At 43.3% G+C, this 13,746-nt stretch carries 15 protein-coding genes; 1 reads left to right on the top strand and 14 read right to left on the bottom strand.

The genetic code is table 11. The features are described 5' to 3' along the window. Nucleotides 1-62 precede the first annotated feature (62 nt). The 10 genes from LDL35_RS09075 to LDL35_RS09045 all read right to left on the bottom strand — a co-directional run bounded on the left by LDL35_RS09075 (nucleotide 63) and on the right by LDL35_RS09045 (nucleotide 6,023). Nucleotides 63-614, bottom strand: coding sequence for a DUF4276 family protein (locus tag LDL35_RS09075; protein WP_304021959.1), 552 nt, complete (start codon nucleotides 612-614; stop codon nucleotides 63-65). 127 nt (nucleotides 615-741) lie between these two features. Then, nucleotides 742-1,851 (bottom strand): AAA family ATPase, encoded by a 1,110-nt coding sequence (locus LDL35_RS09070; RefSeq protein ID WP_304021955.1) that lies wholly within the window; start codon nucleotides 1,849-1,851, stop codon nucleotides 742-744. Between the two features lie 748 nt (nucleotides 1,852-2,599). Further along, nucleotides 2,600-2,986 carry a HEPN domain-containing protein gene (locus tag LDL35_RS09065; protein ID WP_304021952.1) on the bottom strand — a complete coding sequence of 129 codons (387 nt, stop codon included), beginning with the start codon at nucleotides 2,984-2,986 and terminating at the stop codon, nucleotides 2,600-2,602. A gap of 1 nt (nucleotide 2,987) precedes the next feature. Next, entirely contained in the window at nucleotides 2,988-3,521 is a 534-nt protein-coding gene (locus LDL35_RS09060) for a hypothetical protein (RefSeq protein WP_304021950.1), read from the bottom strand. Continuing rightward, a complete protein-coding gene (locus LDL35_RS09055; protein WP_304021948.1) occupies nucleotides 3,518-4,285 on the bottom strand; it encodes a TIGR04255 family protein in 768 nt (255 codons plus the stop codon). Before LDL35_RS09055 ends, LDL35_RS09060 begins: the two co-directional genes overlap by 4 nt. Nucleotides 4,286-4,383: 98 nt before the next feature. Next, on the bottom strand, nucleotides 4,384-4,596 hold the full coding sequence (locus LDL35_RS15330) for a Fic family protein (protein ID WP_369694908.1): 213 nt from the start codon (nucleotides 4,594-4,596) through the stop codon (nucleotides 4,384-4,386). Between the two features lie 27 nt (nucleotides 4,597-4,623). Beyond that, entirely contained in the window at nucleotides 4,624-4,770 is a 147-nt protein-coding gene (locus LDL35_RS15325; RefSeq protein ID WP_369694907.1) for an ATP-binding protein, read from the bottom strand. Beyond that, nucleotides 4,766-4,915: an ATP-binding protein gene (locus LDL35_RS15320; protein WP_369694906.1), complete on the bottom strand. Its 150-nt coding sequence runs from the start codon at nucleotides 4,913-4,915 to the stop codon at nucleotides 4,766-4,768. Before LDL35_RS15320 ends, LDL35_RS15325 begins: the two co-directional genes overlap by 5 nt. A 499-nt stretch (nucleotides 4,916-5,414) precedes the next feature. After that, entirely contained in the window at nucleotides 5,415-5,666 is a 252-nt protein-coding gene (locus LDL35_RS15315; RefSeq protein ID WP_369694905.1) for a PIN domain-containing protein, read from the bottom strand. 132 nt (nucleotides 5,667-5,798) lie between these two features. Next, nucleotides 5,799-6,023 carry an AbrB/MazE/SpoVT family DNA-binding domain-containing protein gene (locus tag LDL35_RS09045; RefSeq protein WP_304021942.1) on the bottom strand — a complete coding sequence of 75 codons (225 nt, stop codon included), beginning with the start codon at nucleotides 6,021-6,023 and terminating at the stop codon, nucleotides 5,799-5,801. A 175-nt stretch (nucleotides 6,024-6,198) separates the two neighbouring features. Between LDL35_RS09045 and LDL35_RS09040 the strand changes: the two genes are divergently transcribed. Then, nucleotides 6,199-6,450 (top strand): N-6 DNA methylase, encoded by a 252-nt coding sequence (locus LDL35_RS09040; protein ID WP_304021939.1) that lies wholly within the window; start codon nucleotides 6,199-6,201, stop codon nucleotides 6,448-6,450. 175 nt (nucleotides 6,451-6,625) lie between these two features. On the opposite strand, the gene brxL is transcribed toward LDL35_RS09040, so the two are convergent. The 4 genes from brxL to LDL35_RS09020 form a co-directional block, all read right to left on the bottom strand. Next, complete coding sequence (gene brxL, locus LDL35_RS09035) at nucleotides 6,626-8,689, bottom strand: protease Lon-related BREX system protein BrxL (protein ID WP_304021937.1); 2,064 nt, start codon at nucleotides 8,687-8,689, stop codon at nucleotides 6,626-6,628. Nucleotides 8,690-8,701: 12 nt separating this feature from the next. Next, complete coding sequence (gene pglZ, locus LDL35_RS09030) at nucleotides 8,702-11,320, bottom strand: BREX-1 system phosphatase PglZ type A (protein WP_304021934.1); 2,619 nt, start codon at nucleotides 11,318-11,320, stop codon at nucleotides 8,702-8,704. Then, complete coding sequence (locus LDL35_RS09025; RefSeq protein ID WP_304021932.1) at nucleotides 11,320-12,630, bottom strand: RNA-binding domain-containing protein; 1,311 nt, start codon at nucleotides 12,628-12,630, stop codon at nucleotides 11,320-11,322. Before LDL35_RS09025 ends, pglZ begins: the two co-directional genes overlap by 1 nt. Nucleotides 12,631-12,809: 179 nt before the next feature. Next, nucleotides 12,810-13,472, bottom strand: a complete 663-nt coding sequence (locus tag LDL35_RS09020; RefSeq protein WP_304021931.1) for a hypothetical protein — start codon at nucleotides 13,470-13,472, stop codon at nucleotides 12,810-12,812. Between the last annotated feature and the right edge of the window lie 274 nt (nucleotides 13,473-13,746).

Genomic DNA, 13,746 nt, shown 5'->3' with positions numbered 1-13,746 from the left:
TTGCAACAGTTGCCTTTCCTCCACTAACCAGATGAGAATAGGGGCTAGTGTTTTATCCATGGTCATTCTCCAAGCGGGGGCAATGTCTCTAATTTTGTTATCCAGTCATTGAAATGAGGGCAATGAGCACGAATATGTGAAAGAGGGATTTTTTTGATTATTAAAATATTATGGGGATTTTTCTGGTACGATGGGTACAAATGATGTAGTCTTTTCGATGGAGCTGTATTTGGATTATCATTAATTTTCTCGGGTTCACCAGCTCTTCTGATAATCTCCTGCAGCTTTTCAATTTGTGATGAACAATGAATGCCGATTACATTGTCGATTGCATAAATATCAGAAAATAGGAGGGTTTCGTATTCATAGAGTTGTATATGAGGAATAAACCGTCGATTAGATATATCTCCACTGATTGATGCTTCTATTACGTTCACTTTCTCTTCCCCACTCATTGCATCGTTTATCTTTTGATTTCCTGGCGTATCATGAGGGAGACCATAGAGATCGAACAAGGTAGTGACATAACAATCCTTACGGCACAGCCCTTTTCTAATATTTTTTTGTATTTGTGTATAGGTTCCAACACCACCCCGGAAGGTCTTTGATTGGATTGATGTGGTAATAATTTATACAATTCCCTGAATCCCACATGAATAGAGATGAGGAATGATGATCTCATGAATAAATTGTCTTTCAGTCTGACCTTCGACAATAAAGTGGAGATGAGTACTCATGAATTCACCGCAGGATGACTGATGGATCGCCACCCAATATGCCATTTTGCCATAATTCTGCAGGACTATAATCCTCCAGCCATTCCCTGAGGCCTTCCTGATCCGGGGTTCGGATGGTAGAATACCCTTGTTTTCTCTCTATAATTCGTATTTCATCAAGAGTGAAATGGTTGAGGAGTAATGGAGATTGAGTCGTGATAAGAACCTGATTCTGTGCAGAAGCACTTTTCATAAGTCCAGCGAGGATATCAATGGCAACCGGGTGCAATCCTAATTCAGGTTCATCAATCATTATTATCGAAGGTCGCAACTCTACCGGTTGCATGAGAAGGGTTACGAGTAAAGTAAACCGAAGGAGACCATCTGACATTTGATGTCCCTGGAAGACAGTATCACTTCCTACTTCCTGCCATGAAAGGCGGATCATCTCCTGGTTCTCGGCTGTGGGACGAAGTATGAATGTATGAAAAAATGGGGCTAGAAGCCGAATGGTCTCTATTATCTGCTCAAAATGTTTGGGGTACTGGTTCATGATAAGGTACAGGTATGCTGCGAGATTGGAGCCATCAGGTTTCAGGGAGAAATTATCAGATATTGGTCCAATAAGGCGTGCACCAGAGGTGTCACTGGTGTCATGGAAATGATACACAGAGGCGTCTGAAAGGAATTTTTTTATCTTTTTTCCGTCAAGGAGATCATAATTCCACCTGATGAGGACACTTTCCCGGTACCCTGGTGGATTGTTAGCATGTGAGACTTCCCTGACTCCTCCAGGAACTGTTTGAGATCTTTTAATATCCTCCTGAATAAACACGAGAGAATCATCACTCGAAGGCTCACAGGCAGCATGGTACACATAGTCTTCAAAGGTGAGAGTGAATTCAATTTTTTTGGTATAATCAGGACCGTTATAGAGAAGACTATGTGCACCACCTGCCTTGGCTATTGCATATGAAAACCGGCCTTCTGCTATCCTGTGTAGAAAATAAAAAGCGGAGAGAAGGTTTGATTTTCCTGTTCCATTTGCACCGATACATACCGTCAGGTGGTTAAGGGGAAGATCAACATCCTCCAGTGATTTAAATCCTTTGATGCAGATATTTTTTAATTTCATCCTTTTTTCCCTGCCTCCTCCCGTGCTTTCCTCTTCTTATCAAGCGTAAAATGCAGATCATTTTGCCGGTCAGTGGTCCCGGATAGTTCGGTACCGGATCTTCCCCCTGGTCCTTAATCCGTTTATCTTTGGCTGACTTATGAGCACTCCGGCAGTAACAAATGGCCTGATATTCATACAAACCCCATCGTTTAAATCAGGTTCCCATCCAATCGGCTGTTCATGGAGTGGTTTCCATCTCACATAGGTGTCATAGGGAGACTCTCGGAGACTCTCCGTTCAGGATGAGGATGAGTTTTTGCCTGAGGTCTTCATCACGAATGATTGCATCTTTTTGAGATTGAATATGATACTCAGGAAAAGGCATTCTGGTGACTTAAATCTTCTCAAAAGGGAGAGGAACAGGTACATATCATGGGGGTTTTAAAATTTGTTCAGAAAGAAGAGATTGATCCAGGAGTAGGTTATAATCTTTCAAAAATGGGGAATATATTCTGAAACAAATACCCAAGAATAAACGGGAATATGAGTATGATGAACTCTTAAGAAGATTAAAGCGTGTTCAATATGTTGAGATTGAATATGATAATAAGGAAAAGGCATTCTGGTATCTCAACACTTCACAAAAAATAGAGGAACAGTTAAAGATCATGGGGTTTAAAAATTTGCTCAAAGAGAAAAGATTGAGTCAGGGTACGTTATAAATTCCTAAACTTAGGACGGTATGAGGTTTGGAAGTGCATTTCAGTTACAGAATGAGATTAATTATATTTTCTGCGAGTTTTATTGATATATCCGCCATCCTTTTTGGATCTTCCGTAAGGTTATCAAAATAGTCGCATTCAATCCGTTTATCCTTCAATACTTTAAGAAATGTTCCTGCTTTTCGGTGATTTTTTGATTCAGAATGAATATAATACTCAATCACTTGTTCGTGGATATTAACACCTGAAAAAACTCCTTTGATTCTTTCAGCCCTCCTTCGTGCATACATAAATGCACCATAGTATGCTCTGCTTACAATGGCCCGATAGAGTGCAGTATGATATAGAGCATTTGGAATAGGATTTTGTTGCAGTTTCTTCGCTAATTCAATATAATCTACCCAGTCAAATGAGGAGGATTGAGTTTGCATATTACTGTGAAGGCATAAAGTCAGTAGTTAGAAGAAATTTGCTTTTACTTCCTGAAAAAAGGTAAGAACAAGACTCCTCAATCTCAAAAGCGATATCAAAAAAATCATCAGGGTAATGAGAAAGCCTGACACACAGTCTGATGTAATCAATCCCCGAATCAGGATCCTTTCTTGTCTCTAAAAAATATTGAGTGTTATGAGGGAAAATTCTATCAATTCTCCGAATTACTTCATCAACCCCACTAATCATTTCAGGATTTTTCTGAAAGAAATACATTATCTTTGGTCTGGAATCTGTTTTCACTCTATTAATGATGGATTGAATATAGGATGTACTATGAGTGCCACTAGTAACTTTTATTGACGTAATTGAAGAATACCCAAAAAAAGAGGTAATTTCTATCGGTGCATCTCGCTTTCCTTCAAATGCTTCTGGTCTTTGCATTGAAATTTTCGAAAAAACTGAACTATATTCTCTCCAGGGTTGAGGATAATAGTCATGTACTATAGTCTCGTGAAGTATTGCAGGTGTCATTTAAATGACTCCATCAATTCATCTGAACACATTTTCAAAAACCAGTCATGCGTAAGATCATGGGCCTGATTACACCATTGCATGATCTTCTCAGGCGTTTTTGGAACTGTCTCTCCATCAATGTGAACGGTAGTTTCCCAAGTAAATTTGCCCGGTGGTGTCCCATGCCCATAGATATATCGGATCATTACTAACGTTCCATCTCCTTCATGAGGGAATGTCTGATATATATCAAATCCAACCGGCCTGTTCATTACCCCGGTATTCATAAACAATGCTTCAGGCATTACAATATCAGCCCCCACAGACTGTTTTAGAAACTCTTTAGGGTCAGTTCCTTCAGGTATAGTAACCGCATCGATATATCGAAGGTTCATCTCTAAGATCTGTAATGAATCAAGTTCAGGATAGACATAAAAAAAATTTTCTACCAGATCCCGGATCCGGCCTGAAAAATCAGGCCATGAATAATGAATCGTGTCATTAAGAGTCAAAATCCCGGAACCTATCTGAACAAGAGGCCATTGTTCCTGAGAGGGTCTGAAGCGATGTTGAACGATATAAGGAACCATTTCATCCGGAATATTTGATGTTTGCAGGGGTTCATGAAATGAGTACCCTAATTCACGTAATTTTCCATAAAGGGTGCCAATAAGAATTTGATAATGTGGATCCTTCAAAATCCCGGGCTGAATTGGATCCAATCTCCATTTTAATTCAAATATCACTTCCTGGAGAGGTGGATGAGGCAGCCGATTATCCATGGTATAGTTATTAAGCATGGAAAGAATATGAATATTGTTAAGTACACTCTACATTGGATGTAAAAATAGTATATTCCCGTTTTCATCATCAGATCTTGTCAGCTGAAACAATAGAAATTCCCTTTCCTCGTCAGCCGGTATCTCTGCCTCGGATTATTTGGTGAATCAGGCTGAGTCATTTCAACATATCCTGCATCAATGGCAGGTTTCAGATAGCCATAGATGAACGAAGGACGATGGTTCAAACCAATACATTTCATCGCTTCTTTTACACTCAAAGGTGTATCCTTCAGACAATGAACAAGACGAATTACTTGTTCGGGTACTTGTTCGGTTACTTATTCGGTCATGTGTATCTCCTGACTCTCGGCAAGAAAAACCGTCACCGGGACCCGCATCCCGATCTCCTCGATCACCGGCTCGGAAAGCCCCAAATTCGAAGCTTCTTGAATTATCCGGCGAAACCCGCTCCCCCACTGCTCAATCAGATCTCATTCCCGAAACACCCGGGTAATCACGAGGGTCCCGGATCTTTGACACCCCAGCTTTTACCTCCTCAATGGTCATGCCGGGGAGGAGGATACCAGGATTTTCAACCCCAATCCGGTCATCAAAGAACGATACCCGGATCGGTGCTCCTATCTGTGAATAATCTGCATGGACAAGGGCGTTGATGATGACCTCCCGAAGATTGTGAGCGGAATACTCCAGACATCCTTCCGCCTGATCTCAGAGAAGTCAGCACCTCTCATTATATTCGCTCGTTCATACAAGAGATAATCGATATGCTAATTTAGAGAAAGAAGAAGGTGGAATTACAATTATTAAGGAATATGAAAAAGAGTATATATGGTGAGGGATGAGAATTTGCTGAACAAATAATTGCTCAGTCAGGCCTTCAACAATAATCTGTAATTTTGCCCCCATCGTATCACAGAGGCCCCTGAATCGGTAATCCACCCAGAAGGTTTTTTTGCCAGAGTTCTCCAACGGTATAATCTTCCAGCCAGTCCTTTAATTCCTCTGCATTCGGGGTAATAATTTTGGTTGATCCATCTATCCGGTCAACAATTCGGATATCTGAAATATCAAACTGATCTATTATTATGTATCGGTTTATGACTAGGCTTCACCTGTATTTTTTCATCTCAATCCCCATTACAGAGAAATGAATGTCACCAGTTACAACTACAGCCCGTATTTCCCGTGCCGTTGACGCAATAATGGCATGTGCCAGCGAAATACCTGTTTTTTTGATGGATCCAGCCGACAGGGCAATAGAAATTGTTACCGGAATTATTGTAAGATTGGATGTGAGGATAGGATGTAAACGTTTTTCTGACTCATCTTCTCCAAATCTTTTAAAATAGAGGTACTTCAATTCGGTTAGTGTAACGGTTCATATATATCCATCTGCCTTTCCATTCTCTCTCCTCAAAGATAGATTGAACTATTTCATAACCTGGTTCGTTATGAAATAACGTGATGAGTGCATGTGTGTCAAAAAGATAATTCATACCAAAGAACGTTCCTGTTCTCTTAATTTTTCCAGATCGTCTAATAGTCCGTCTTCAGTATATGCACCCATGAGCACAGATAATTTCGAGCGAGGTTTGAGTAAAAGACCACCTTCTCGTTCTTCAAAAATTATCGTGTCCCCATCATTAAGATTATATTTTTTTCTTAATGGTAAAGGGATGAAGATGTGTCCATTATCTGCTCCCTTACCGACTTCCATATAGGGTATTTATTATGGTAGAACTTGAATTTTTCCTAAATGAGTTATCCTCTCTGAACTCTCCCATAGTGAAGGAGCACTCTTCGTTTTTTTATTTCCTGACTAAATTCGCTGAGATTCTTGATGAATGCCCTCGGTTAACATTTGACCGGATGATTTTAACTCGGATGATAAAATGGGGAGAGGGAAGGAGATGGTAGACCGGCTCACAAAGCTCATCACGATATATGAGAACCCTGCTCTTGATTTCAGTTCAAACCGGGCGGATGGTGACGATCTCCTGGGTGATGCCTATGAGTACCTGATCAGCAATTTCGCGAAAGATTCGGGGAAGAGGAAAGGGAACTTCTTCACGCCGTTGACAGTTTGTTCCGGATTTGTGGACTGGTTTGCCAGTCTGCTTATGAGCAGAATAGTGGCGATGTGATCTTCTTGTTAGTTCATATTATTTTTAAAAAATATGTGATTTTATATATTAAATTATGACGGAATAAAACAAAATTATCCGGTTTTTGGGGGGTGCGGAGTAGGGAATTTATTGTTTCTGGAGGGTGTGAGATCCTAACATGAATATCAATAAAAGAACGTGCTGTGATGTCTACTTATGACAAGACAATCGATTTATACACCGCATCTATCGGATCTTCATAGAAGGATATCTGAAATTTACTAAAGAGGTCAGGGGGTACAACCGAGATCTTCCCTGCTGATGAGATTGGTATCAGGACTTTTTTTGCCCCGGCATCAAGGGCAATCTGAAGGAGATCTGCAAGATTATCAATGATGCTTATTGATCCACCGATGGTGAAAGTCCCGAGAATGACAATCGACTCATGAACCGGTTTTGCAAGAGCACCGGAACAGAGACTGATAAAGGCCGGAAGAGCCAGTTCTTCTGTCATTCCTACACCCATGAGATCCTGGACATGGAGCTGATAATCCCGTTCCTTGGTGGAGATGCTCTGGCTTACAGACTTTGCATTGGCTTTAAAATAATGAAAAGCGGTCTGGACTGATTCCTTTGCTTTCATATTTGATCCAAGACCTGATTTTTCATATTTTCCAGAGCCTGGTATAACCTGGAGTTCAAACTTGTATACTCCTATTTTCCCCTCTTCATTTCGACTTACCGAGTATACCTGACCTGGTTTGGTCAATCCTTCGGGGATTAATTTGCTCCCCCCGCTCTCCGGGACGGTGACGAAATGCTCGGTCCCTTCTTCGTTATCGAAATAGGAGAAGTTCACATCGTAAAACTCAATCCCTCCGATCTTTTTGAGTTGTTCTTTGACCCTTCTTCTACCGATAAGTGCATATTCCAGTATCTCACGGACCTCTTCTTTTGTGGCACTATCATCCGGATAGATGAGTTTTAACAGGCCGGAGCAGGTTTTCTTAATGGCAATAGTATCACGCTGGTTCAGGTTACTGCCAAATCTGAAGTACTTGAATATGGTGTCACTAAAGGATCGTTTCCTCATCTCACGGAGGTATTCGGCCAGGTAATCAACGATAAATCCATACCGCATGGTGAAATGTTCGGGTCTGAATTTGGGAACTTCCCAACCGGGGAGATAGTAGTGTATCCGGTCAAAAAAGGCGCTGTCATTGTTCATGGCCTCAGGGAAGGGAGCAAAGAGATGGGCGGTTTTCAGTAATGACTGGATACTTTCATTGACGTTTCCCACAAATACAATGGATGCATGTGCATTGATCTGGTCTTTTCCCCGTGCAAATGAACCGGATGCCATGTAATCCTTGAGTATCTGGATACCATCCTTGTCCTTAAACCTGATTCCGGCCACTTCATCAAAGGCTACGACATCCCACAGCCCCACAAGTCCGACCTGCCTCAGGCTCAGGTTGTAAAAGAGGTTTGCAACGGTGGTCTGCCCACCGGAGATGAGGATTGAATTTGGTGATATCTCCTTGTATACGTGCGATTTCCCGGTGCTTCGCGGCCCAAGTTCACAGAGGTTGTAATTATTCTCAACCAGGGGAACAAGCCGGAGGAGGAGGTGCCATTTTACCGTATAGTCAAGGGTGTCAGGTTCCATCCCGACGGTCCGGAGCAGGATATCGATCCATTCATCTTTGGTGAAGTATTTTCTTCGGTCGATGAGTTCATTGATATCCATGTTCGGGATCTGAATCGGCTTGAGACTTGCGATAACAAAAGGTGATCGCGACCCATCGGTGAGGTATTCCATCTTGACGATGCACCATATCCCACCCCCGAGTAATTTTTCGTATTTACGTACCGTCTCAGGTTCTATCTCGATCTCCTTGATCCCAAGTGATGAGAACTCTGCCTCATACACATCCCTCTTTTCATTCAGCCGGACGGTTATTTTATCGATGACGGTGTAATACCCGGTCTCCCTGATCCTGGATTTAATGAGTTCAGCCTCATCTGGCCGTACATAGTTGTCTGCCAGAATCCGTTTTACTTTTGCTACTCCTTCTTGTATGAGTGATTCATCATCGGTGGCACAATGGGATCCAAGCAGGTATTCAAGAACATATACGGGGACGTTATTTGACCCTTTGAGTTTTATGGTGAGGTCTTTTCTGACCACCCTGCCGGGAAACCAGGTGTTGAGCTTTGTATCTGTATCAGGGTCATTGCCCTGTTCTGGTAGTGGTCCGGAGGTAGGGTCAGTCATGTCTCATCACGTTTAAAAATCATCGGTTATTAAAATATCAACTTCAACGGGTATCTCAAGGACATCCCTGAATGTTGCCTTTACATCTTCATCTATGGCTTTCAGGGTGTATATTCCATTTTGAATGGTACTGTTCATCGTCAGGGTGATAGAAATTTTTCTCTGGTTTGGATCATCTGTGGTTTTGTCGGCCAGAATAACCTTCTCATCGCTGACTCTGGCTCCGGTGTTATCATAGAGGGCAATCCTGCATTTGAGGATTCCTCGTTTCTCCGTTACGTTTTCGGTCTGGAATAGGGTAATTTTAAACGGATTGCTCGTTATCTTCCTGGTCTGTCCGATGAGGATGATACCAACCTTTCCATACTCGATCCCTTTTTTATCAAGGTCGGTCAGTGTCTTATGGTTATAGAGGAGGACCGGGATTGCTATCTCCTGGAATGACAATCCGCCATGGACAAAATTTCGTCCACCTCCGCTCATTTTAAACCTGAGATCTGCAGAGGGGGTGTAGATATAGAGCGGGTTTTGTGTATCGACGATGTAATCCATGAGGAAACGATGGGTGTTCATAAGGTCGGTCTTTTCACTGCTGATGATGAACCGTTTGTTTGAGGAGATGAACCGGTCTTTATCAAATCCGGAGACGTCTATGACATCGAGTTCTTCAAGGGCATTACGGGTATAGAGAAATCCATGATCTGCCGTGATGAAGATGTTACTGATGTTGAGTGAATTGACCAGGCGGTTTACCATGTCTTCTATCTCATGGATCGTTTCATCAGCGGCTTTGAACACCTCATCTTCGGATTGCAGGTTGTCTCCGGTGTCATCTATCTTGTTGTGATAGATGTAAATAACCCGTTTTCCTCTGATTCTCTCCCGTGCGTCATCCCTTTTGAGGTCCCGGAGTTCTTTGAACCGGATGGCTATAGACTCAGCTTCCTTTTTCATGAGGATTTTTTCCCTGTTTTCAATGCCGTCAGAGTTCATGCCATCAACGAGGATGTGGTCCTTTTGAAATGTCAGGCGTTCATGAGGGAGGAGTGCTGCCATCCCCAGTTTTGTATATGACGGGAGGCATCCGGCCATTGAGCTGAGTTCACTGGTTCCGTTCATGTTCCTGTTGAGGGTTTCTTTGAGTTCAACCGCTACCTCGTACCGCATGGCATCGGAGATGATGACCGCAACCTTATCACGGTCGTTTCTTTGTATGATCGCATCCACATGGGCGGTATAGAACTCTTCCTGGGATGGTATGAGTTCAACTCCCCAGGTGGTCAGGCCTTGGGCTGATATAAGGTCACTCCATTTCATCTGGATCTTCTGGGTGATATGGAGGTACTGCCGCTCGACCATCTCCCTGATACCGGTCTTTAGGATCTGTGTATCACTGGTTTTGTCATAGGAGGTGTAGAATTTCCTGTACTGATAATCAAGGAGGTAGTATCGGTCGGTATAGGCCCGGAAGAGTTCAGCAGGGGTACGTGCGATGGTTTTCTCTTCTTCACACTGCTGTGCAAACCGGATGAGTTCTATTGCAGATACCAGGGCTGTGTAAATGTCCTCAAACTTTTGGTAGGAGTGTTTTGTCTTCCTCGCCTCTATCCAGGAGAGGTACATGTCATAGTCCTGCCCGCCATCGATGAGGGTTGATACTATCTTCCTGATGATGCTCTTGTCAAAGATGTCAGGTGCTTCGGGTTGTAGGTAGGATTCTACGGGTTGATTATGCACGATGGAGGTCAGTTCTTTCTCAAGTTTCTTATCGTTTTCTGCTAATAGGTCTGCGCAGTACCTGTCAAACCTGGCCGAATCACGGGCGTGATGCATCCATCCGGAGATGAACAACTCACATTCATTCCCCTGTCGTTTTGTATTGACGAACTGTTCGAGATGACCGAGCGGGAGGGTTGTATGACGGTCGATATGGGTGATGAGAAGGCTTACGAAGAATTTTTTCAGGGTCGGGCTCTCCTGGTAGTAGCCGAACTGTTTCCGGACTATCTCCCAGAATCGTCCGGTGAGGTCAAACTTTGTTATCTGCTCCCAGATGGTATTGTCTTCTTCATGAAGTGAGTCCATCAGGACCGACTTTGTTATCTCACGGATGTCAGGGGCAGCAGCTCCTGAGAGGACGGCGAGCATTCCTCTGATACAGTCGTCTTCTCTCCAGGATGGTTCATACCATTTCTTAAACGCAAGAGCTCGTCTCTTGTTTGAGAAGAATTTCAGGTGTGCTCCAAGGAAGATGTCAAGGTCATATCCCTCGATCCCTATCTCTGCCTTGATGTCTGATATCCGGCTGTTCTCAAACCTCTCGGAGTAGAGCTGGATGTCGAGGAGCCAGTTCTTCTCATAGTCTGGTTCAGGCTGGGCTGAGTAGATGAGATAGGACGATGTGGTGTCGTCATGTTCAAGGAGTTTTTTGGTGGCAAAGGAGTTCCCGTCCAGGATATGCATTGCAATGCCCTGTTCGGAGAGCGCCTCTCTGATATGGGTCAGGTCCTCTTCCCCGGCGGTCTGTTCCCCGTCGTACCAGAAGACTATCTTCCTGGTCTCAAATTCGGAGAGGTTTCTGAATTTTTCCAGGATTGCAGCGGTTGTCTTCTCAATACTCAGGATTGCCATTAACCCCCTCTCCCCTTAGTATGTGTAGCACTGTACGATGTCTTCGGACCTGATCCCTTCTTTTCAACAAGACCAAGTTTCTCAAGTTTCTCGATCCTCTTGAGTATCGTATTCTTTGAGAGATCAAGTCTTGCTGCAATATCTCCACTCTTTGCAGGTACCTGAACCAGTTTCAGGATCTGGTTGTCTATCTCATCAAGGATTTTTGAGAAGTCTTTCCTGAATATAACGGTGAACGATGCCGGGGATACCTTAAACTCTACCGAACAGAACTGATGGGCACGGACTTCCTCTTCTATCATCATAATCCCATATCCATATCGCTCGATGTACCCTGTGTCAAATAAGAGGTTGGATAGTGATGGATTACGGGGGATATGCTCAGGATCCTTGATATCTACCCCCGGCATGAGAGAACCCGGATTTTTTATCTCGAGCCGGTCCGGATACACAAGTATCTTCACATCAGCACTTATGGTATAGTTACGGTGAGTAACAGCGTTAATTAATGCCTCCCGAATCGCCCGGGGAGGATATTCCTCTAATCTAATCCTTCTGGTTCCGGATACGATATCAACCCTCTTTATATCCCGGATGATACTGCTGTATGCCTCATCAATGACTTTCCATACCGGTCCTTCATAGTCCTCACTCCACTGGGGTCCGTCTTCACTCATTCCTACTTTTCGAATTTTTGCAGAGGAAATATGTAATGTGGCATCTGTAAAAAATAGAATTCCAGCGTTTGTAAGTTTTTCATTCTTCTGTGCTCCGCTACTTATCAGGTACCGCTCCCGGTTTTCTGCAGATATCGCCTTTCCCCGTGTCTCTTCAACTTTTTCAAAGAACCAACTGACATATTCTGGTCTGGTCTCTTCTTTGGGGATCATGGGTATCTCATCCCAATGGATAGTCCCCATCTCTGAGGAGAGCATTACTATCTCCTGGAGGGAGAGTGGTCTTACTCCTGTTCCAGCTCTGATATATACCACTCCTCCGATTGAGCAGAGTGTGGGGCTTTTATCTACGGTGACAACCAGGATATCTTTGCCATCTATAGAAATCTTCTGTGTTCGTATCTTTGGTGGAGGAATTATAGACTGGATAGAACTGGTTATCTTCTCAATCGCTTCTTTTACCTGTGTTCCAATTATCTTCCCTGAGTCTGATACACCAACCAGTATTGTTCCACCTTCTGAATTTGCAAAAGCAGCAATTTCATGATGAAAATGTCTCCCTTCTGTCTCTTTAAACTCTAATGTTTCTGATTCTCCGGATTGGATCAGATAGATAAGGTCTTCAATATTCATGCATATCGTTCAATTCCCAAAGATGAAAAAGATAACGATGAGTAAGTTACTGTTCACTTTTCGGGGTGAACGATATGAACAGTAAACCGGTGATGATGGATTGGTATGTGGAGTATACAAACCCATGATATTCATCATTCAGGTCTCTCCCTGGTCTTTCTCTCCTGATTCCCGGTTCATCATATCGGCCGGACCAGTCCTTCAAACTTTGCATAATTGACGACGACACCGTCATCAAGGTCTATCTCGATGAGGGCAAGTGCCTTGTTGTTGAGGAGTTCATCCCATGCCTTCATCTCATCGATCTGCTTCTTGATCTTCGAGATTCGTGCCTTGTTCTTGACCGCGTCTTCGCTTAAGGCGGTGAGTTCTGCATCAAGTTTTGCCTCAAGTTCGAGGAGGTAATCGGTTCTCATCTTTGCAAGTGTCGTTTTATTGTACCGGTGCATGTAGATGAGGGCATTAAATCCCTGCTGCTTTCCGGATGAGAACATCCAGTAAATGGGTCTTTTCTTGTATCGCTGGCCATGGTCTTTATAAAAGTCCTTCGAGAAGTAGTCCCTGATGACCTTCTCTGGTGAGGCTGTGCTCTTTCCGGTCAGTGCCCGTGCGATGAAGTCAAGGTTCTGGGAGAGGGTTTTTTCACCAAATACGACCTTGAGGAAGTTCTTGAATCTGCCTACGATGTCATCAGGGAAGTATTCGTCATCAAGGACCGGGATGATGTTGTCATCGTCAGGTCTGAATGTGGGGTTTGGTACCTGTTTGAGGTAATCTTCGATGGTCTCTCCCTGGTTTGCAAGGATCAGGCCTGGTTTGTCGAGTGAGTACCGTCCGAACATGCATCCGACTGCATAGGAGATGAGTTCGTTGATGGTATCGGTCAGGAGGAGAGCTTCGAGTTCTTCTTCAGGTTTGTTTGCGTCATACCGGTAATGGGGGTTGCAGGTGAGGGTGATCTCGGAGAGGGGGACGTCAGGGGTGAGTTCGTCCTGAAGGCCATAGGCTTCGATAAATATTTTATTTAGAAGTTACGCGTTTAAATTTTCATGTAAACTTAACTCTGTAATCTCTAACCAGTAGTTGATGAATTATTTTGTTAAAATTGGGCTTAAA

It is taken from the genome of Methanospirillum hungatei, from assembly GCF_020216685.1.
Lineage (GTDB): Archaea > Halobacteriota > Methanomicrobia > Methanomicrobiales > Methanospirillaceae > Methanospirillum > Methanospirillum hungatei_B.
Note: the sequence above shows the minus strand (reverse complement) of the source record. Positions and strands in the feature narration are given on the sequence as shown.

Coding starts and splice junctions, on each gene's coding strand:
- LDL35_RS09070 (WP_304021955.1), bottom strand. CDS start 1,851: ATGAAATTAAAAAATATCTGCATCAAAGGATTTAAATCACTGGAGGAT.
- LDL35_RS09065 (WP_304021952.1), bottom strand. CDS start 2,986: ATGCAAACTCAATCCTCCTCATTTGACTGGGTAGATTATATTGAATTA.
- LDL35_RS09060 (WP_304021950.1), bottom strand. CDS start 3,521: ATGACACCTGCAATACTTCACGAGACTATAGTACATGACTATTATCCT.
- LDL35_RS09055 (WP_304021948.1), bottom strand. CDS start 4,285: ATGGATAATCGGCTGCCTCATCCACCTCTCCAGGAAGTGATATTTGAA.
- LDL35_RS09045 (WP_304021942.1), bottom strand. CDS start 6,023: ATGGAAGTCGGTAAGGGAGCAGATAATGGACACATCTTCATCCCTTTA.
- LDL35_RS09040 (WP_304021939.1), top strand. CDS start 6,199: ATGGGGAGAGGGAAGGAGATGGTAGACCGGCTCACAAAGCTCATCACG.
- brxL (WP_304021937.1), bottom strand. CDS start 8,689: ATGACTGACCCTACCTCCGGACCACTACCAGAACAGGGCAATGACCCT.
- pglZ (WP_304021934.1), bottom strand. CDS start 11,320: ATGGCAATCCTGAGTATTGAGAAGACAACCGCTGCAATCCTGGAAAAA.
- LDL35_RS09025 (WP_304021932.1), bottom strand. CDS start 12,630: ATGAATATTGAAGACCTTATCTATCTGATCCAATCCGGAGAATCAGAA.
- LDL35_RS09020 (WP_304021931.1), bottom strand. CDS start 13,472: ATGTTCGGACGGTACTCACTCGACAAACCAGGCCTGATCCTTGCAAAC.